The 20,089-nt window shown below is 69.7% G+C and carries 17 protein-coding genes; 16 read left to right on the top strand and 1 reads right to left on the bottom strand.

Annotated features, from left to right (window positions below; translation table 11 throughout):
• Positions 1 to 7: 7 nt before the first annotated feature.
• The 8 genes from FM112_RS01580 to FM112_RS01545 all read left to right on the top strand — a co-directional run bounded on the left by FM112_RS01580 (position 8) and on the right by FM112_RS01545 (position 8,339).
• Positions 8 to 1,315, top strand: a complete 1,308-nt coding sequence (locus FM112_RS01580) for a glycine betaine/L-proline ABC transporter ATP-binding protein (RefSeq protein ID WP_087002563.1) — start codon at positions 8 to 10, stop codon at positions 1,313 to 1,315.
• The gene (locus tag FM112_RS01575; protein WP_087002561.1) at positions 1,312 to 2,217 is read left to right on the top strand and encodes a proline/glycine betaine ABC transporter permease; all 906 of its coding nucleotides are present in this window, start codon (positions 1,312 to 1,314) and stop codon (positions 2,215 to 2,217) included. Before FM112_RS01580 ends, FM112_RS01575 begins: the two co-directional genes overlap by 4 nt.
• Positions 2,218 to 2,277: 60 nt before the next feature.
• Positions 2,278 to 3,171, top strand: coding sequence for a glycine betaine ABC transporter substrate-binding protein (locus tag FM112_RS01570; RefSeq protein ID WP_087002559.1), 894 nt, complete (start codon positions 2,278 to 2,280; stop codon positions 3,169 to 3,171).
• 163 nt (positions 3,172 to 3,334) lie between these two features.
• On the top strand, positions 3,335 to 4,225 hold the full coding sequence (locus FM112_RS01565) for a glycine betaine ABC transporter substrate-binding protein (protein ID WP_087002556.1): 891 nt from the start codon (positions 3,335 to 3,337) through the stop codon (positions 4,223 to 4,225).
• A 106-nt stretch (positions 4,226 to 4,331) separates the two neighbouring features.
• Positions 4,332 to 5,324, top strand: a complete 993-nt coding sequence (locus FM112_RS01560; protein ID WP_176386619.1) for a glycine betaine ABC transporter substrate-binding protein — start codon at positions 4,332 to 4,334, stop codon at positions 5,322 to 5,324.
• Positions 5,325 to 5,498: 174 nt separating this feature from the next.
• Positions 5,499 to 6,836: a trigger factor gene (gene tig / locus FM112_RS01555; RefSeq protein WP_087002552.1), complete on the top strand. Its 1,338-nt coding sequence runs from the start codon at positions 5,499 to 5,501 to the stop codon at positions 6,834 to 6,836.
• A gap of 174 nt (positions 6,837 to 7,010) precedes the next feature.
• A complete protein-coding gene (locus FM112_RS01550) occupies positions 7,011 to 7,646 on the top strand; it encodes an ATP-dependent Clp protease proteolytic subunit (protein WP_087002550.1) in 636 nt (211 codons plus the stop codon).
• A gap of 30 nt (positions 7,647 to 7,676) precedes the next feature.
• Positions 7,677 to 8,339 (top strand): ATP-dependent Clp protease proteolytic subunit, encoded by a 663-nt coding sequence (locus tag FM112_RS01545; protein WP_087002548.1) that lies wholly within the window; start codon positions 7,677 to 7,679, stop codon positions 8,337 to 8,339.
• 87 nt (positions 8,340 to 8,426) lie between these two features.
• On the opposite strand, the gene FM112_RS01540 is transcribed toward FM112_RS01545, so the two are convergent.
• Positions 8,427 to 9,089 carry a heme oxygenase (biliverdin-producing) gene (locus tag FM112_RS01540; protein WP_087002546.1) on the bottom strand — a complete coding sequence of 221 codons (663 nt, stop codon included), beginning with the start codon at positions 9,087 to 9,089 and terminating at the stop codon, positions 8,427 to 8,429.
• Positions 9,090 to 9,433: 344 nt separating this feature from the next.
• Between FM112_RS01540 and FM112_RS01535 the strand changes: the two genes are divergently transcribed.
• From FM112_RS01535 to FM112_RS01500, 8 genes are all read left to right on the top strand, one after another.
• Positions 9,434 to 10,879: a hypothetical protein gene (locus FM112_RS01535; RefSeq protein WP_087002544.1), complete on the top strand. Its 1,446-nt coding sequence runs from the start codon at positions 9,434 to 9,436 to the stop codon at positions 10,877 to 10,879.
• Positions 10,880 to 10,966: 87 nt separating this feature from the next.
• Positions 10,967 to 12,172, top strand: a complete 1,206-nt coding sequence (locus FM112_RS01530; protein ID WP_087002542.1) for a DUF916 domain-containing protein — start codon at positions 10,967 to 10,969, stop codon at positions 12,170 to 12,172.
• Positions 12,173 to 12,269: 97 nt separating this feature from the next.
• Entirely contained in the window at positions 12,270 to 12,761 is a 492-nt protein-coding gene (locus tag FM112_RS01525) for a hypothetical protein (RefSeq protein ID WP_087002540.1), read from the top strand.
• A 55-nt stretch (positions 12,762 to 12,816) separates the two neighbouring features.
• Entirely contained in the window at positions 12,817 to 14,076 is a 1,260-nt protein-coding gene (locus tag FM112_RS01520) for a hemin ABC transporter substrate-binding protein (RefSeq protein WP_176386618.1), read from the top strand.
• Between the two features lie 137 nt (positions 14,077 to 14,213).
• Complete coding sequence (locus tag FM112_RS01515; protein ID WP_087002917.1) at positions 14,214 to 15,224, top strand: iron ABC transporter permease; 1,011 nt, start codon at positions 14,214 to 14,216, stop codon at positions 15,222 to 15,224.
• Positions 15,221 to 16,075 (top strand): heme ABC transporter ATP-binding protein, encoded by an 855-nt coding sequence (locus FM112_RS01510; RefSeq protein WP_087002538.1) that lies wholly within the window; start codon positions 15,221 to 15,223, stop codon positions 16,073 to 16,075. Before FM112_RS01515 ends, FM112_RS01510 begins: the two co-directional genes overlap by 4 nt.
• Positions 16,072 to 17,352: a hypothetical protein gene (locus FM112_RS01505; protein WP_087002536.1), complete on the top strand. Its 1,281-nt coding sequence runs from the start codon at positions 16,072 to 16,074 to the stop codon at positions 17,350 to 17,352. The genes FM112_RS01510 and FM112_RS01505 overlap by 4 nt, the downstream gene beginning before the upstream one ends.
• Positions 17,349 to 20,066, top strand: a complete 2,718-nt coding sequence (locus FM112_RS01500; RefSeq protein ID WP_087002534.1) for a hypothetical protein — start codon at positions 17,349 to 17,351, stop codon at positions 20,064 to 20,066. The genes FM112_RS01505 and FM112_RS01500 overlap by 4 nt, the downstream gene beginning before the upstream one ends.
• Positions 20,067 to 20,089 lie beyond the last annotated feature (23 nt).

The following is a 20,089-nucleotide window of genomic DNA, read 5'->3' as shown; positions in this document are numbered from 1 at the left end:
GCATCCTTTGACCGATATTGCCATTTCCGTCGAGCACCTCTACAAGGTGTTCGGCAAGAACCCGCGGGACGCGGTGAAGCGCCTGAAGAACGGCGCCACCCGCGACGATCTCGCGCCCGCCGCCACCGCCGCGGTGGTGGACGCGTCGTTCGACGTCGAGCCGGGCGAGATCTTCGTCGTCATGGGCCTGTCCGGCTCGGGCAAGTCCACCCTCATCCGCATGCTCAACGGCCTGCTCGAGCCCACCGACGGCTCGGTGAAGGTGCAGGGCACGGAGATCTTCAACGCCTCGCCGTCGAAGGTGCGCGAGGTGCGCCGCAGCCACGTGTCGATGGTGTTCCAGCACTTCGCGCTGCTGCCGCACCGCACCGTGCTCGAGAACGTCGCCTACGGCCTGGAGATCCAGGGCATCGGCCGCGCCGACCGCGAGCACGCCGCGATGGAGACGCTCCGGACCGTGGGGCTCGACGGCTGGGCGGACCACTACCCGGACGAGCTCTCGGGCGGCATGCAGCAGCGCGTCGGCATCGCCCGCGCGCTCTGCGCCGAGACCGAGATCCTGCTCATGGACGAGGCCTTCAGCGCGCTCGACCCGCTCATCCGCCGCGAGATGCAGGAAGAGCTCGTCGAGATGCAGCAGAAGCTCGGCAAGACCATCGTCTTCATCACCCACGACCTCAACGAGGCGATGTTCCTCGGCGACCGCATCGCGGTCATGCGCGACGGCCGCATCGTCCAGATCGGCTCGCCCGAGGAGATCCTGACGGATCCCGCCAACGAGTACGTGGAGCAGTTCGTGCAGGACGTCGACCGTTCGCGCGTGCTCACCGCCTCCGCGGTGATGCAGCCCGCCCGCGCGGTCGTGCCCACCAGCGTCGGCATCGCCGGAGCGGAGAAGCTCATGCGCGAGCTGCAGGTCGCGGGCGTGTTCCTGCTCGACCGCGGCAAGCTCGTGGGCTCCGTGAACGAGGTGCAGATCGGCCGCGCGCGCCGCCACGGCAACCGCAGGCTGGAGGACGTCATGGACCGCGACATCCCCACGGTCGGTCCCGACACGGTGCTCGGCGACCTCTTCGAGCCCGCCATCGACAGCTCGATGCCCCTCGCCGTCGTCGACGACCAGGAGCGGCTGCTCGGCGTCGTGCCGCGCGTCGCGCTGCTCTCGTCCATGACCACGAGCACGGGCATCCTCGAACTGCCCGAATCCGCAGGCGAATACGACCCGCAGGTGCCCGTCACGACCGGCGAGCAGCCCGTGAGCGGGGAGCCCGCCGTCGATGCCGTCGCAAGCGAGGGGAAGGACGACAACTCATGATCGATCTCGAATTCACCATCCCGTTCGGCAGCTGGGTCGACACCTTCATCCGCTGGATCGTCGCGACCTTCGAAGTCTTCTTCGACGTCGTCTCGGTCATCCTCGAGGCGCCGTACGACGCCCTCTACTGGCTCTTCACGCTCCCGCCGAACTGGGTCCTCGTCATCATCTTCGCGGTGCTGCCGGTCCTCCTGCGCGGCGCGAGGGGCATCGTGCTCGGCATCGGCAGCGCCATCGGCCTGCTGTTCATCGTCTCGGTGGACCAGTGGGACAACGCGATGCGCACGCTGTCGCTCGTCCTCGTGGCGAGCATCCTGGCGCTCATCATCGCCATCCCCGTGGGCATCTGGGCCGCCAAGTCGGCGCGCGTCTCGCGCGTGGTCCGGCCGATCCTCGACTTCTTCCAGACGATGCCCGCCATGGTCTACCTCATCCCGGCGCTGCTGCTGTTCGGCGTCGGCGTGGTGCCCGGCATCTTCGCCACCGTGATCTTCTCGCTGCCCCCGGGCGTCCGCATGACCGAGCTCGGCATCCGCGGCGTGGACCAGGAGGTCGTCGAGGCCGGACGCGCCTTCGGCTCGACCCCTGGTCGCATACTGCGGCAGATCGAGCTGCCCCTGGCCATGCCCTCGATCATGGCGGGCGTGAACCAGGTCATCATGCTCTCGCTGTCGATGGTCGTGATCGCCGGCATGGTCGGCGCCGCGGGCCTCGGCCAGCAGGTGACCCAGAGCCTCCAGCGCATCGACCTCGTGGTCGGATTCGAGGCGGGCATGTCCGTCGTGATCCTGGCGATGATCCTCGACCGGCTCACGGGCGGGATCGGCTCGCGCAAGAAGCGCAAGGCCGCCGCGAAGGCCGCCGACACGACCGAGGCCGAGACCGCGGAGGCCGCGGTCTGACCGACCGGACGGCATCGCGGCTCGAACGACTCAACAACCGAAACGAAGGAGAAGGTACATATGCGTAAGGGAACGTTCGTCAAAGCCCTCGCCACCGCGGGCGTCGCGGGCCTCGCGCTCGCCGGCTGCGCCGGGGGCGAGGGGGCGACCCTCGAGAACGGCGACCAGTCCGAGCTCACCATCGCCGTGTTCAGCGGCTGGGAGGAGGGCATCGCGGTCAGCGAGCTCTGGAAGCACGTGCTCGAGGAGCAGGGCTACAGCGTCTCGCTGGAGTACGCGGACGCGGCTCCCGTCTACACGGGCCTCGCGGGCGGCGACTACGACGTCACGCTCGACGGCTGGCTGCCCGTGACCCACGGCGACTACATGGAGGAGTACGGCGACCAGCTCGTGAACCTCGGCGCCTGGAACGAGGACTCCTACCTCACCTTCGCGGTGAACGAGGACGCCCCGATCACCTCGCTCGACGAGCTCGCGGACCACGCGGACGAGTTCGGCAACACGATCTATGGCATCGACCCCGGCGCCGGCCTCACGCAGGTGACGCAGGAGGAGGTCATCCCGACCTACGGCCTCGAGGGCATGGAGTACTCCATCTCCTCGACCCCGGGCATGCTCACCTCGCTCGAGGATGCGATCAACAAGGGCGAGAACGTGGTCGTGACGCTGTGGCGCCCGCACTGGGCCTACGACGCCTACCCGATCCGCGACCTCGAGGACCCCGAGGGCGCACTGGGCGGCACCGAGACGCTCAACGCGATCTCGAGCACCGACTTCGAGGAGACCCACCCGACCGCGGCCGGCTGGATCTCGGAGTTCGCGATGGACTCCGAGATGCTGTACGAGCTCGAGAACCTCATGTTCAACGAGAACGAGGGCACGGACGACTACGGCCCGATCATCGAGCAGTGGGCGGCCGAGAACCAGGAGTACGTGGACGGTCTCACCGACTAGCGCTCCGCGCACTACCGCATGAAGAGGCGGGGCACAGCCGAAACTGGGCCCCGCCTCTTCGCGTCCGGAGCGGCGTCCGGTGACGAGCGCCGTTCCCGGAGCCCGGCGGGAGCCCGCCGGAATCGTCACCGCCGAACGAAACGATCACTACACGAAGGAAGCAATGCGCACGAACACGCTCACCAAGGTCATCGCCACGGCGGGAGTCGCCGGGCTCGCGCTGACGGGCTGCTCGCAGGAGGGCGAGCTGCACGAGAACGGCGACGAGAAGCAGGTCACGATCGGCGTGTTCACCGGCTGGCCCGAGAGCGAGGTGCCGAGCGAGCTCTGGAAGGCCGTCCTCGAGGAGCAGGGCTACGACGTGACGATCGAGCGCGCCGACCCGGCCCCGATCTTCACGGGAGTGCAGAGCGGCGACTACGACTTCACGACCAACGTCTGGCTGCCCAACACCCACAAGAACTACATGGACGAGTACGGCGAGGACCTCGTCGACCTCGGCGTCTGGAACGAGAACGGCGCCATCACCCTGTCGGTGAACGAGGACGCGCCGATCACCTCGCTCGAGGAGCTGGCCGACCACGCGGACGAGTTCGACAACCAGATCATCGGCATCGAGCCCGGTGCAGGACAGACCGAGATCACGCAGAACGACGTCATCCCGGCCTACGGGCTCGAGGGCATGGAGTACGTCCTCTCGTCGACGCCCGGCATGCTCACCTCCCTCGACGACGCGATCGCCAACGGCGACAACATCGTCGTGACGCTGTGGCGCCCGCACTGGGCCTACGACGAGTACCCGATCCGCGATCTCGAGGATCCGCAGGGCATGCTCGGCGGCCAGGAGGAGATCCACATCATGGGCACCTCCGACTTCGAGGAGACCCATCCCCAGGTCGCCGAATGGCTCGGCGAGTTCGAGTTCGAGGACGAGCTCTTCAACGGCCTGGCGAACGAGATGTTCAACGAGTACAGCGGCGACGACTACGGCCCGATCGTGGAGGCCTGGGTCGAGGAGCACCGCGACTATGTGGACTCGCTGACCGCCGAGTAGGCTGGAGGGCGATTCCGCGCGCGAAGGCGGTGCCGGGAGCCGGCACCGCCTTCGCGCATCCGGGCCGATGACCCGGATGCTCGCCGTCGACGGAAGGAACGAATCGATGTCGCCTCGTCCCCGCCCCGTGCTCGCGGCACTCGGCGTCGCCGCCCTCGTGCTCACGGGCTGCGCCGCCGCCGGGCCGCCGGATCGCCCGCCGGGCGACCGGACGCCGAGCCCGATCGCGGACTACGCGGAGCAGGTCTTCGGCGGGTCCGCGGACCCCGACGGCGACGGCGGGGACGAGCCGCTCGTCGAGAACGGCGACGAGCAGGAGGTCGTGCTCGCCGCGCCGCAGGGCTGGGAGGAGGGCGAGGCCGTCAGCGAGCTGTGGCGATACGTGCTCGAGGACGAGGGGTACTCCGTGACGATCGAGTACGTGGATGCCGGGGTCGTGTTCGAGGGGCTCGCCGCCGGCGATTTCGACATCGCCCTCGACACCTGGATGCCCGACACCCACGGCGCCTACGTCGATCAGCGGCAGGACGAGCTCGTGGACCTCGGCGCCTGGTATTCGGGCGCCCGGCTCATGCTCGTGGTGAACGAGGACGCGCCCGTCGACTCGATCGACGAGCTCGCGGAGCACGCCTCGGACTTCGGCGGCTCGATCCACGGCATCGAACCCGGCTCCGGGCTGAACTCGGCGATCGAGGACTCCGTGATCCCGGAGTACGGGCTCGAGGGCATGGAGCTCGTCCCGTCGTCGACGCCGGCACTGCTCGCCGAGCTCGAGGCGGCCGCGGCGGCGGGCGAGGACATCGTGGCGGGGCTGTGGACCCCGCACTGGGCGCTCGACGAGTACCCCATCCGCCCGCTCGAGGACCCGCAGGGCGCCTTCGGCCAGGTCGAGACGATCAACGGCTTCGCCCGTGCCGACCTCGACCTGACGCATCCCGCGCTGACGGAGTGGCTGCTCGAATTCGAGATGGACCCCGAACTGCTGCACTCCCTGCAGAACGCGGCCTTCAACGCGGACGGCGGCGCGGCGGACGTGGGGCAGGCGGTGCAGGAGTGGGCGGCGGAGCACGAGGAGTACGTCGACGGACTGACCGGGTAGCGGGCCCGACCCGACTCGTTCCGCGCGGAATTAGGGACTCTCGAAGCTTGGGGCGTATGGTTAGAGACTGTTTGCGTGCAATTTCGACGTATCCCGTCGTGCCATGCTGCTCGCAACCGAGATCGTCCGGCCGCCCGAGGTGGCGCCATCCAAACCCCGCAGGAGTACCCGCACGTGAAGACTTCGGTCGAAAAGATCACCCCGACCCACGCCAAGATCACCATCAACGTGGCGCCTGAAGACCTCAAGCCCCACATCGACGGCGCCTACCGCACCATCGCCAACCAGGTGCAGATCCCCGGTTTCCGCAAGGGCAAGATCCCGAACCAGCTCATCGACCAGCGCGTGGGCCGCGAGGTCGTGCTCGATCAGGCCATCTCCGACGGCCTCGACGGGTTCTACCAGCAGGCGCTCGGCGAGAACGACCTCCAGCCCCTCGGCCGGCCCGAGGCCGATGTCGCCGAGACGCCGGACGTCAAGGACTTCTCCGGCGACGTCGTCGTCGTGATCGAGGTCGACATCCGCCCCGAGGTCGAGGTGAACGACTACAAGGGCCTCAAGATCGAGGTCGAGGCCGCAGAGGTCACCGACGAGGACATCGAGGAGGAGCTCGAGCAGCTCCGCGCGCGCTTCGGCACGCTCACCACGGTCGACCGCCCCATCGAGAACGGCGACTTCGCGACCATCGACCTCGTCGCCAAGATCGACGGCGAGGTCGTCGACGAGGCCAACGGCCTCTCGCACGAGGTCGGCTCGGGCGAGCTGCTCGAGGGCACCGACGACGCGCTCCTCACGCTCACCGCGGGCGAGGAGACCACCTTCGGCTCGACCCTCCTCGGCGGCGACCACGCCGGCGAAGAGGCCGAGATCACCATCACCGTGCAGTCGGTCAAGGAGCGCGAGCTCCCCGAGGTGGACGACGACTTCGCCCAGCTCGCCAGCGAGTTCGACACGGTCGAGGAGCTCCGCGAGGACCTCCGCACCCAGGCGGCGAAGCGCAAGGCGTTCTCGCAGGTCGACGAGGCCCGCGGCAAGGCCGTCGAGGTGCTCATCGAGCGTCACGAGGTGCCGGTCCCCGAGCAGCTCGTCGAGGACGAGGTCAAGCGCCACCTCGAGCAGGAGGGCAAGGAGCTCGACGACCCGCACGCCGAGGAGGTGCGCGAGAACGCGCAGAACTCCTTCCGCCAGCAGGTGATCCTCGACGAGATCATCAAGGCCGAGAACGTCCAGGTCGAGCAGAACGAGTTCACCGAGTTCCTGTTCCAGCAGGCGCAGCAGTATGGCATCTCGCCGCAGCAGTTCGTCGAGGTCATGCAGCAGAACAACCAGATGCCGCAGATGATCGGCGAGGTCGCCCGCTCCAAGGCCGTGCTCTACGTGCTCGAGGACGCCGAGGTGGTCGACACCAATGGCGAGCCCGTCGACATCTCCGAGTTCACCGCGGTCGTCAAGCAGGCCCGCGAGAAGGCTGCCGAGGGCGAGGAAGAGGCCGAGGAGGCCGACGCCGAGTAGGTTCTCCGCCTCGAAGGGGCCGGGCCCGGATGCATGCGCGTCCGGGCCCGGCCCCTTCGGCGTTCGCGCGGCGCGATCAGCGCAGGCGCAGCGCACGCCGAGGGCGAACAGTGCGGCGAACCCGGTCGGCACTCCGATAGATTCGTCTCGACACCTGACGAAGGAGAATTATCCGTGGCTGAACAGCAAACGCCGAACAGCGTCTTCGACCGTCTTCTCAAAGACCGCATCATCTGGCTCGGGGAGGACGTCCGGGACGACAACTCGAACGAGATCTGCGCGAAGATGCTGCTGCTCTCGGCCGAGGACCCCGAGAGCGACATCTACCTCTACATCAACTCGCCCGGCGGCTCGGTCACCGCGGGCATGGCGATCTACGACACGATGCAGCTCGTGCCGAACGACGTCGTGACCGTCGGCCTCGGCATGGCCGCCTCGATGGGGCAGCTCCTGCTGACCTCGGGCGCCCCCGGCAAGCGCTACCTCACCCCCAACGCGCGCGTGCTCATGCACCAGCCCCTGGGCGGCTTCGGCGGCACCCAGTCGGACATCCAGCGTCAGGCCCAGCTCATCATCGACATGAAGCAGCGCCTCGCGGAGATCACCGCGGCGCGCACGGGCAAGTCGATCGAGCAGATCCACAAGGACGGCGACCGCGACCGCTGGTTCACGGCGGAGGAGGCGCTCGAATACGGATTCGTCGACCACATCTCCGAGTCGGCCAGCAGCGTGGTGGGCGGCGGCGGCACCGACCGTCGCATCTCCAACGACCCCGACGAGGCCTCGGCCTCGAAGGACTCGGACAAGTAGTCGGCGACGAGGAACGAAGGACTTTCACACATGCTCAACTACCCAGCATCCGGCATCGCGACCGGTCCGGCTCCCGAGTCGCGCTACATCCTCCCGTCGTTCGAGGAGCGCACGGCCTACGGCTTCAAGCGCCAGGACCCGTACGCGAAGCTCTTCGAGGACCGCATCGTCTTCCTCGGCGTGCAGATCGACGACGCGTCGGCCGACGACGTGATGGCGCAGCTGCTCGTGCTCGAGTCGCAGGACCCGGACCGCGACATCACGATGTACATCAACTCGCCCGGCGGCTCGTTCACGGCCATGACGGCGATCTACGACACGATGCAGTACATCCGTCCCGAGGTCCAGACCGTGTGCCTCGGCCAGGCCGCCTCGGCCGCGGCGGTGCTGCTCGCCGCCGGCCAGCCGGGCAAGCGCCTCGCGCTGCCGAACGCGCGCGTGCTCATCCACCAGCCCGCCGCCGGCGGCCAGCAGGGCCAGGCCTCGGACATCGAGATCCACGCGCGCGAGGTGCTGCGCATGCGCGAATGGCTCGAGGAGGCCCTGGCGGGCCACTCCGGCAAGACCGCGGAGGAGATCTCGCAGGACATCGAGCGCGACAAGATCCTCTCGGCCGCCGAGGCGCTCGAGTACGGGCTCATCGACCAGGTGCTGTCGAGCCGCAAGGGCGCGACGCCGGTGATCGTCGACTAGTCCTCGCGGCGACGAGAAGAGCGCGGGCCGGATGCCAAGGGCATCCGGCCCGCGCTCTCGTTTCCGGGGTCGCCGCGGTGCGCACGGCTAGGCGGCCGCGGGAACGCCCTTCGTGATCTCGTGCAGCTCGGCGAAGATCTGCCGATTGGCCTCGAAGCTCTCGATGGCCTCGTCGCACATCCGCCGCTGCTCGGCCTCGTCGAGGTCGAGCCCGTCGAGCAGCTCGCGGTACCGCTTCTTGAAGGGCACGGGCTTGGGGATGTCCTCGAAGCGGAAGAACGAGGTCTCCTCCTCGGTCAGGTCGTAGTGGCGCGTCAGCCAGACCTTCATCACCTGCCCGCCCGACAGGTCGCCGAGATAGCGCACGTAGTGGTGCGCGAGATAGCGGGGCCCCTCGAACTCGGTCGAGAGGATCCGCTCCACGTAGGCGCGGGTGGAGGCGAGCATGCCGACGGGCTCGACGGTGATCCTCGATTCGAGGGCGTGCAGATCCCGTTCGATGGCCTCGAGGCGGTTGAGCTCGACGAAGAGCAGCTCGAAGCAGGGGTCGTTGTCCCGCATCTTGCCCGCGGTCTCCTCGAGCGCCGAGTAGATGTATCGATACTGCTCGAGCAGGTGGTACCACGCGTTGATGTCGAGGCGGCCCTGGAGGAGCTCGGCGAGGAACGGCGAGTTCTCGGCGTCCTCGTGCGACTGCGCGGTGAGCGTGCGGAGCCGCTCGCTCACGGTGGCGGGGGATGACTGGGTCATTCCTGGTCCCTTTCGTTCTCTGGCGGTGTGCGCTGCACCCGTCGGTCCGGAGGCACTCTCCGGTGTCGGCGGGATGTTCGGTTGGCGGCGATCGGGTGTGGCGAGCCTAGGGAGGCACCTTGGGTCTCCACTGGGTGCCCGGGAGTCGCCGGGTTCGACGGAGGCCGGTGCGGCGGCTCCCAGCTCGCATTGAGGGAGTTGTCAGCTTCGGCTCCCGGCTATAAGCTTAGGCCACCCTTACTTAGTTAAGGCAATCCTAACTAACTTCCCGGTGAGGGTTCAGAGTAATCGGATCGGCGCGCCCTGTTCCCGGGGATGCGACCGGGCATTCGAATGGAGAACACATGACGGAACGGCAGAACAGGGCGCCGCGGGCGTCCTGGCTCAAGCGCGGCGGGGTCGGCCTCACCGCGAGCGTCCTCGCGCTCGGCGCGGGGCTCGGCGCGACTTCCGCCTCGGCGGCGGAAGCGCAGGTCACGGGCGTGGACTTCGCCTGGACGATCAACGACGAGGCCGGCGGCGGCGCCTACTTCGGCGGCTGCAACTTCCTCGTCGCGGGCCCGGCCGGCGACGCGGGCTCCTCGCGCCTCTGGACCGAGGGCGACGGGTTCTACAAGACGCAGGACGGCAACGTGACCATCACGAAGCCCGACGCGTCCGGCCAGCAGGTGCAGCCCACCTGGGGCACCAAGTGCCAGAACTCGGCCGGCACCGCGGTCAACACCCAGGCCGGTTCGACCACCGCGAACCAGGTGAACCTCGCGAACGGCTCCGGCACGGTCGACCCCGACGCCGAGTCCGCGACGATCTCGTGGGACGGCACGTTCACGATCGTGTTCTACGGCGGCATGACCTACTGGTCGGTCAAGGACGTGCAGCTCGAGGTCGTGGACGGGGTGGGCACGCTCTCGGGCACCGGCTTCGGCTACGGCGCGGACATGTACGACCCCTCGAAGTGGGTCGAGCTGCCGGAGACGCCGATCGATCTCGCGACGTTCTCGGGCGTCGACGTGACCGAGACGGGCCTCGAGGTGCAGCCCGACTACCTCGGCGTCGAGATCGAGGTCGAGGCCGGCGGCCCCTCGGGCGAGCAGTCCCGCACCGGCGACAACTGGGGCTCGTTCCCGCAGTCGCTGATCGACTTCAACGTCGCGACCGGGCAGGCGGCCTACTGGTACTCCTCGGGCGGCGCGGCCGACCCGAAGAAGCCGGCGAAGCCCTTCAGCGTCTCCTACGCACTCGAGGACGACGGCGGTGAGGAGCCCGCTCCCGGTGAGGGCGAGGGCGGCGACATCGACGTCACCATCCCCGAGACCGAGGACCCGACGGAGCCGGAGGAGCCCGGTGAGCCCACCGGCGAGTTCGGCTGGCAGTGGGCCTCCGAGGAGACCGTCGACCTCGGCGCGGCCGCTCAGGAGGGCGACCAGTTCGTCGCCTCGGGGCAGCTGAACAACGTGATCGTCACGGACACCCGCGACGGCGGCGAAGAGGACTACACCTGGACGCTCTCCGGCCAGGTGGACGACTTCACCTCGGGCAGCGAGTCGTTCTCGGGCGGCAACCTGGGCTGGGTGCCGAAGCTCGTGAACGGCGACACCGAGGTCGTGACCGCCGGTGAGGCGGTCGAGTCCGCGGCGAAGGGCGGCGAGGGCCTGGCGACGGCTCAGCAGCTCGCGAAGTCCGACGCGGCCGCGAGCGCGACGGTCGGCGCCGACCTCGAGCTCGTCGTGCCCGACGACACCCCGGCGGGGAACTACTCCGCCACCCTCACGGTTACCGCGCTCACCTGATCCCCTCGGCGGCCTCCGCCGCAATCATCGTTCTTCTCGCAGGAGCCTCCTCGCGAGCCGCATCCTCCCCACCCTAGGAAACCCCACATGCACAACGCGTCAGGACGCCTCGGCGCTCTCGTGATCCCCCGCCCTCTTCGGGCGCTGCCGACTCTCCTGCTGCTCGTCGCGCTGGCCGTGGCGAGCCTCGCGATGCTCCCGCCCGCCTCGCCGGCCTGGGCCGCGCAGCAGGGCGAGGCGTGGTCGGTCTCGACCGTGGACGGCGAGCTGGGGGAGGGGCGCCCGAATTTCGAGTACGCGCTGGGCCCCGGCGAGACCGTGACCGACGCGATGCTCGTCAAGAACACCGGGACCGAGCCGCTGCGGCTCCGGATCTACGCCGCCGACGCGTTCACGACCTCGAGCGGCGCGATCGACATCCTCAAGGCCGGCGAGCCCTCGCTCGACGCCGGGCTGTGGACCGAGCCGGCGACCGAGTTCATCGAGATCGCGCCCGGCGAGAGCGAAGAGGTGCCGTTCACGATCGCGGTGCCCGACGGGGCGCTCCCGGGCGATCACTCCGCGGCCATCGTCGCCTCCCTGCTCGAGGAGCAGGACGGCAGCCAGGTGCAGGTCGAGCGCCGTCTCGGGCTGCGGATCAGCATCCGGGTGCCGGGCGAGATGACCGCCGACGTCGCGCTGGAGGCGGTCGACGCCGCCTACGCGGCCACCTGGAACCCGTTCGACCCGGGCCGCGTGCAGGTCACCTATCAGCTGACCAACAACGGCAACACCCGGGTCAACGTGCTGGACGACCTGCGCGTCTCCGGCCTGCTGGGCATGTTCCCCGGGGCGGTGATCGGCACCGATGTGACCGATCTGCTGCCGGGCTCCTCGGTGCAGGTGGTGCGCGAGGTGCCGACCGCGGCGATCGGGCCGGTGAGCGGCGAGCTCACGATCGTGAACACGCCGCTCGACGACGCGGTCCCCGCCCCCGAGCAGTTGCAGAGCGAGGTCTCCGTCTTCGCCCTGCCCTGGGCGCTCATCGCGCTCATCCTGCTCGTCCTCGCCGCCGTCGCGGTCGTCGTCGTGATCTGGATCCGGCGTCGGCGGATGGCGCAGTGGCTCGCCTATTCCCGGCGCAAGGAAGCGGCGGGCGAGGGCGGCACTCTGACCGAAGAGGATGCCGCGGGCCGCGCCGGTGCGCGGGACGGCGCCGACGCGCGGACCGATGCCGACGGCCCCTCGGAGGCCGATGGGACATCCCGTTCCGAGGCGGGGAACGGGCTGCCCGCGTCCCGCGGCGAGGGCTGAGGGCTCTCGCGGCCGATCCGAACTTCCCGATCCTTCCATATCGACAATTTACTAAGGTGAGCCTATCCTTAGTTCTAAGCGAATTCTGAGGTGGAACATGAGTGAGATACGAGCACGAGGCGGAGCGACGGGAGGCCGTGCGCGGCGCCTGCTCGCGAGTCTCTCGATCGGCCTCGGGCTGGCGCTCGGCCTCGGGGCGGCCGGTGCGCACGCGCTCGGCGGCCAGGTCGCGATCGCGGATGCCGAGGGCCCGGACATCAACGTCACGATCCCCGACTCCACGCAGGGCGCCTCGGATGGCAGCGATGGCGCCTCGGACGCCGGCGGTGCGGACTCGGGCGGCTCGGAGGCCGGCGCCGATGCCTCGGGCGCCGATGCCGCCGGAAGCGGTGCCGACGCCTCGGGCTCGGCCTCGACCGGCGGAGGCGCCTCGACCGGAGGGGGCGCCTCGAGCGGCGACGGCGACGGCGCGGGCTCCGACGAGCTCGCGAAGACGGGCGTCGTCGAGTTCGGCATCGTCGGCCTGGTCGGCGCCGTGGCGCTCACCGCCGGCGCGGCGCTCATGTTCGCCCGCCGCGACAACGCATAGGCATTCCTCCGCCGCTCCTCGGCGGATTCGATCGTTCTGATTGGGGTTCTCGTTCATGGCGATGCCACGATTCCTCCGGCGCTTCAAGCCGAGCACCGTCCGGAAGACCACCTGGTCGGCGGTGATCGTCGCCCTCGTCGTCGGGCTCGGCATCAACGGCTTCCACAACGTGGGCACCGTGTCGCTGGCGGAGAACGCGGACTGCGTCAGCACGCCGCCCCAGACGGAGCCGGCTCCGCCGGTGCTGCCGGAGGTGACCTCCGCCGACCTCGCCTCTCCGCGGGAGATCACCGGACCCACCACGGCGTACACCGAGTCCTCCGCGATCCCGCCGATCACCGATGCGGCGGGCGCGGTGCAGCAGCTGCCCGCCACGGTGATGAGCGCGGACGGCGTCAGCACGACCGTGACCGACACCACGCGCATCCTCGCGCTGAACCAGAACGGCGGTCTCGCGGCGGCCGTGATCGGGCTGGGGCTCGGCTGCAACCTCATCGGCCGCGACACGGCCACGGACATCCCCACCCTCATGCCGGGGAACGAGAACCTGCCGCTGGTCACCCAGAACGGCCACGAGCTCGCAGCCGAGGCGATCCTCAACCTTGCGCCCACGGTCGTCATCTCCGACGGCTCGGTCGGCCCCTACGACGTGCAGCTCCAGCTGCGCGAGGCGGGCATCCCCGTCGTCATGGTCCCGACGCCGTACGAGGCGGGCGTGAACAGCGTGGGCGAGCAGATCCAGTTCGTCGCGGACGCCCTCGGCGTGGGCCTCCTCGGGGAGTCGCTGGTCGAACGCACGAACGCCGAGATCGCCTCCACGATCCAGCAGCTCGGACGCATCGCGCCGACGGATCCCGAGGAGAAGCCCCGGGTGGTGTTCCTCTACCTCCGCGGCAACATCTACTACTGGTTCGGCATCGGCTCCGGCGCCGACTCGATCATCCAGTCGATCAGCGCCCGCGACGTCGCCACCGAGGTCGGCTTCGAGGGCATGGCGCCGACCAACTCGGAGGCGCTGATCAAGGCCGAGCCCGACGTGATCATCGTGATGACTCTCGGGCTCGCCTCGGTCGGAGGGCTCGACGCGGCGCTGGAGCTGCCCGGCATCAAGCAGACCCCGGCCGGTCAGAACCAGCGGATCGTCGACATGAGCGACTACGAGGTCATGAGCTTCGGGCCGCGCACCGCATGGGTCATCGCGGCGCTCGGCATGGCCATCTATGCGCCCGAGCTCAGCTACCAGCCGGAGCACGGCCCCGAGGCCGTCGAGGAGCGGCTCGAGGAGATCAACGAAGAGATGTCAGAGCAGGAATGAGCGGCGATCACGTGACCACACTCACCGAACGGCCGGAGCGCGGGGCGCCGGGCAGGATCAGGACGGCCAAGCAGGAGCCGCTGAAGGCGCCGGAGGTCGCGCCCTCGCGCCCGAAGCGCGCCCGCTCGGCGATCCTCATGACCGTCCTCGCCGTCGCGCTCATCGCGGCGTGCCTCGCGTCGGGCATGATCGGACAGCTCTTCATCCCGCCCCAGGAGGTGCTCGGCTTCTTCCTGAACTCGATCGGCATCCACTGGATCGACGGGCCGAGCCACGAATTCGGCGCGGCCGCGCTCGCGGAGGTGCGATTCCCCCGACTCGTGCTCACGGTGTTCGTGGGCGCCGCGCTCGCGGTGGGCGGCGTGCTGATGCAGGGCATCTTCGGCAATCCGCTCGCCGAGCCGGGCTCCGTAGGCGTCTCCTCGGGCGCGGCGGTCGGCGCGAGCTTCTCGATCCTGTTCGGCTTCACGTTCCTCGGCCCGTTCACTACGCCGGCGTTCGCCTTCGCGGCGGGCCTCATCACGACCTTCCTCGTCTACATGCTCTCGCGCACGGGCGGCCGCACCGAGGTGATCACGCTGATCCTCACGGGCGTCGCGGTCAACGCCGTCTGCGGCGCGCTGATCGCCTTCATCACCTTCCGGGCCCCGACCCAGGCCCGCGAGCAGATCGTCTTCTGGCAGATGGGCAGCCTCAACGGCTCGCGCTGGGAGCAGGTGATGCTGGTCGGCCCGCTGATCATCATCGGCATCGTCCTGTCCGTCCTGCTCGCCCGTCAGCTCGACCTCCTCTCGCTCGGCGAGAAGGCGGCACGGCACGTGGGCGTCAACGTGGAGCGGCTGCGCGTCCTCGTGATGGTCTACGTCGCGCTGCTCGTGTCCTCGGCGGTGGCGTTCGCGGGCATCATCGCCTTCGTCGGCCTCGTCGTGCCGCACATCATCCGGATGATCATCGGCCCGGCGCACCGGGCGCTGCTCATCGCCTCGGTCCTGGGCGGCGCGCTGCTGCTCACGATCGCCGATCTGGCCGCGCGCACCCTCGTCGAGTTCGCCGATCTGCCGATCGGCATGCTCACCTCGCTCGTGGGCGGGCCGTTCTTCTTCTACCTCATCCGCGCGAGCCGGAAGTCGGGAGGCGGTTGGAAATGACGATGCTCGGAATCAATCATGCGCGCCGGCCGGAGCCCGTAGCGATGGGCGACGTGGTGCTGTCGGTCCGCGACGTGGTCGTGGCCTTCGACGACAACCGGGTGCTCGACGGCATCAACCTCGACATCAGGGCGGGGGAGGTGCTGGCGCTCGTCGGCCCGAACGGCGCCGGCAAGTCCACGCTCATCAACACGATCACCGCGGATGTCGAGGTGCTCTCGGGCGAGGTCACGCTCGACGGCTATCCCACCCATGCCTGGACCAACCGCGAACTCGCGATGCGCCGCGCGGTGCTGCTGCAGCAGATCGACATCGCGTTCTCGTTCACGGTATCGGAGGTCGTGGACATGGGCCGGGCCCCGTGGCAGGGCACCCCGCAGGCCAAGGCGGACGAGCTCATCACGGCCGGCGCGCTCGAGCGCACCGACACGCAGCGCTTCGCCGAGCGGCAGTACCCCTCCCTCTCGGGCGGCGAGCGCGCGCGGGCGGCGCTGGCGCGCGTCCTCGCGCAGACCTCCTCCGTGATGCTGCTCGACGAGCCCACGGCGGCCATGGACATCAAGCACCAGGAGCACGTGCTCGAACTCGTGCGCAGCTACGCCGCGACCGGCTGCGCCGTGGTCGTGATCGTGCACAACCTGGACCTCGCGGCGGCCTACGCCGACCGCATCGCGCTCCTCTCCGACGGGCGCATCGTCGCCGACGGCCCGCCCGCGGAGGTGCTCACGGCCGAGCGCGTCTCGGAGGTCTACGACTACCCCGTCCACATCCTCAACGACCCCCGCACGGGCGCCCCCATCGTGGTGCCCGCGCGTCAAGTCCGCACCCCGTCCGAAAGGAGCCGCGCATGACCCGCATCGGCAGCCGAGTCCGTGCGATCGGAGCAGCCCTCGCCGCACTGGCCCTCGCCTTCATGGTCCTACCCGCCCTCGCGCAGCCCGCGCAGGCCGCCGCCCAGGTGACGATCTCCGGGGAGCCGGATCCGAACGGCCAGTCCGAGATCACGGTCTCGGGCAGCGGCTTCCAATCCGTCCAGGGCGGCTTCGGCGGCATCTACGTGCTGTTCGGCTGGGTGGACGACCCCTCCGGCGGGTCCTGGAAGCCGAGCAACGGCGGCGCCACGGGCACCGATTACCGGTACGTCTACGACGACGAGAGCAACCCCGCGGGGTTCCAGCTGTTCGTGACCTTCCCCGGCAGCTCGACGGCCTCGGCGGCGAACGGCGGCGAGGTCGCGGCCGACGGCACCTGGTCGGGCACCATGAAGATTCCCGGCGCGGTGTTCCAGACCTTCGACCGGCAGCTCAACGAGACCACGGTCGACTGCACCGAGGTGACGTGCGGCATCATCACGATCGGCGCCCACGGCGTGAAGAACCCGAACAACGAGACCTTCACGCCGGTGACGTTCGCGGGCGGCGCCGGCGGCGGGGCCGCGGCCACGCCCGAGACCGAGAGCCCCGATGAGGCGGCGGCCCCCACCGCCGAGCAGCAGGGCGGCCAGGAAGCGGCTCCGGCGCAGGGACAGCAGCAGGTGACGGCTCCGGCGGAGCAGGACACCTCCGGCACCGAGGCGGCCGTCAGCGGGCTCACCCTGCTGGGCTGGATGCCGGTGCTGCTGCCGGCGATCCTGCTGCTCGGCCTCTCGCTCGTCATCCTCGCCGCGGGCTTCGGCGGCTATCTCGCGGCGAAGGGCCTGCTGCTCGGCGTGAACCCGGAGGCGCTCGAGAAGGTCCGCGGACAGCGCGAGCGCGCCGCGGTCCGGCAACGCGAGAAGCAGCGGAGGAAGACCAGAGCGCTGGAGCGCAAGCAGGAGCTCGCGTCCGCCCGGGCGGCCGAGAAGGACTCGGCGATGGTCGCCCGGGCCGAGATGCGGCACCAGGGCGGCCCGCCCAAGAGCGAAGGCGTCGAATCCGTCGACCAGTGGCTCGGATTCTTCAAGAACGGCAAGGACGGCGCGGCGTCCTCGGACGAGCGGCTCTTCGCGCCGCCGGCCGTGGCGCCGGGCGACGGCGCCACGGGGGCGCCGCGTCACGCCGAGGGGGATGCGCCCACCGAGGTGCTCACCGCGGCGGGCGCGAACACGGGCAACTCGACGGGACCCCGGAACGGAGGGACGCGATCATGACCGCGGGAGCAGGAACCTGGATCACCCGGATCACGGCCACGATCGGAGCGGCGCTGCTGCTCGTGGGCGGCGGCCTCGTGGTCGCCGACTCGGCGCAGGCCGCCCAGGAGACCGTCGACGGGGTGGACTTCGCCTGGACGATCAACGACGAGGTCGGCGGCGGCGCCTACTTCGGCGGCTGCAACTTCCTCGTCGCGGGCCCGGCCGGCGACGCGGGGTCGTCCCGGCTGTGGCAGGAGGGCGATGGCTTCTACGAGACGCAGGCGGGCAACGTGACCATCACGAAGCCCGATTCCTCCGGCGATCAGGTGCAGCCCACCTGGTCGACCAAGTGCCAGAACGCGGCGGGGAGCCCCGTGAACACCTCGGCAGGATCGACGACCGACAATCAGGTGAATCTCGCCAACGGCTCCGGCACGGTCGATCCCGAGGCGGATCACGCCTCGATCGGCTGGGACGGCACGTTCACGATCGTGTTCTACGGGGGCATGACCTATTGGTCCGTCAAGGACGTGCAGCTCGAGGTGAAGGACGGCAAGGGCGCGCTGACCGGCACCGCCTTCGGGTTCGGCGCCGACATGTTCGATCCGACCAAGTGGGTCGAGCTGCCGGAGACGAAGATCGACCTCGCCACGTTCTCGGGCGTCGACGTGACGCAGTCCGGGATCGTCGTGCAGCCCGACTATCTGGGCGTCGAGATCGACATCGAGCCCGACGGGCCGTCGAACCCGCAGATCAGGTCCGGGGATACCTGGGGCTCCTTCCCGCAGTCCTTCGTCGACTTCAACGTCCTGACCGGGCAGGCCGCCTACTGGTACTCCTCGGGCGGCGCAGCCGACCCGAAGAAGCCCGCCGAGCCGTTCGAGGTCTCCTACGAGCTCTCGACCGAGCCGATCGCGGATCCCGCCTACGACAAGGTGCCCGAAGGGTACGACGAGGGACTCGGCATCGACTTCCGACGCCTCACCGAGGACGGCGGCACCGTCGCCGCGTGCCTGGAGGGGGAGCCCCTGCCGCTGCAGGAGGGGACCTCCGAGCCGACCATCGCGAACGGCGGGGCGTCGGGCACCTGGGACGTCTCGGGGCTGCAACGGCGCGCGGAGCCCTATAGGCTCCAGTTCTTCCTCGACGACTGCGCGCAGGGACAAGCACTCGACGGGGGGAGCGCGGGAGCGCTCGAAGCGGCGCTCTTCGTCGTGGAGCCGCTCGGCGATACGACGGCCGCGATCAGCGTCGACGGGGTGACCCACTCCTCGGCGGTCGCGACGTGGAGCTGGCCGAAGGCCGAGCCGAACACCCCCGAGGAATACGAGTTCGCCCTCTACCAGGGCAGCAGCGCCTCGGGCGATCCCGTCCAGACCGACTCGGTGACGGGCACCGAGATGCGGATCGGCACGCTGCAGCCCGAGACCGCCTATACCGTCGCGGTGACGCCGAAGCTCGCGACCACCACCGGCGCCACCTCCACGCAGACCTTCACCACCTCGGCCGCGCCGAGCTCCACCCCGCCGCCCGGTGGCGGGGGCGGCGGCAACAACAACGGCGGAGGGGGCGGCGACGACGGCTCCGCCGACGGCGTGACGCTCTACTGGGGACTCAGCATGGAGGCCACCGGCGGCGCGTACTTCGGCGTGTGCAACTTCCTGGCGGCGGGCGTCGCCGCCGACACGGGTTCCTCCCGGCTCTGGACGGCCGATGACTTCTCGGCCGCCTCGGGCAATGTGACGATCGTGAAGCCGGATGCCTCCGGCCAGTTCCAGCCCATCACGTGGGACACGAAATGCCTCGACCGGAACGGCTCGACGGTCAGCGTGACCGGCAAGGACTCGTACACCGAGTCGCAGGTGCGGCTGACCGAGGGCGAGGTCGTGAAGAACGACTCGAGCGGGGTCAGGGTCGAGTGGGAGGGCGGCTTCTCGGTCGTCTTCTACGGCGGCCTCACCTACTGGTCGGCCTCGGATCTCGTCCTCGAACTCGACGCCAACGGCAACGGCAAGCTCACCGCCACCGGTTCGGGCTACGGGGCGTCGATGCACGACGCCTCCGTGTGGGAGCCGCTCGACGCCCGTACGATCACACTCGCCGATCTCTCGGGGGTCGACCTCGCGTCGATCGACTCGAACGGCGGATTCGTCCATACGCCGGACTACCTCGGGGTGGAGTACACCGGCACCGGCGAGAGCCAGGGCGTGCCCGGCGGCGGCGGCGAGACCGCGACGGGGCAGGCGCCGCGCAGCGCGGAGAATCAGGACCACTGGGGATCGTTCCCGAGCGACTTCGTCGACTTCCAGAACGAGACCGGGCAGTTCTCGTACTGGTTCACCTCCGGCGGCGCACGCGATCCGTACAAGCCCGCGCTGCCGATGACGGTATCGTTCGCGGACTCGTTCGCGCCGACCGCGGGCGGCTACGACGGCCAGGGGACGCCCACGCTGAACCAGCAGCAGTCGCCGCAGCAGAACCCGTTGAACGCGAACGCGGCCCCCGGCGACGCGCCCGAGGCGGCGAACGGCGGCGACGCGCTCGCCGCCCAGGGGGAGGCGCTGCTCGAGGAGGCCGCGGGGCTCGCGGCCGATACGGAGTTCAGCTTCGAGATCACGCCGGCCATGCTCATCAGCGGCGGCTCGGCGCTGCTCGGCGTCGCCGGGTTGAACTGGGCCGGCGCCCTGTTCATGCGGCGAAGGCTCGGACTCGACCCGAGCGCCTACGTCTGATGCGCGTCGAGGCGAACCGGAGG

Origin of the sequence: Gulosibacter sp. 10, from assembly GCF_900163695.1 — a bacterium.
Lineage (GTDB): Bacteria > Actinomycetota > Actinomycetes > Actinomycetales > Microbacteriaceae > Gulosibacter.
This window is presented reverse-complemented; position numbering and strand designations above follow the sequence as displayed.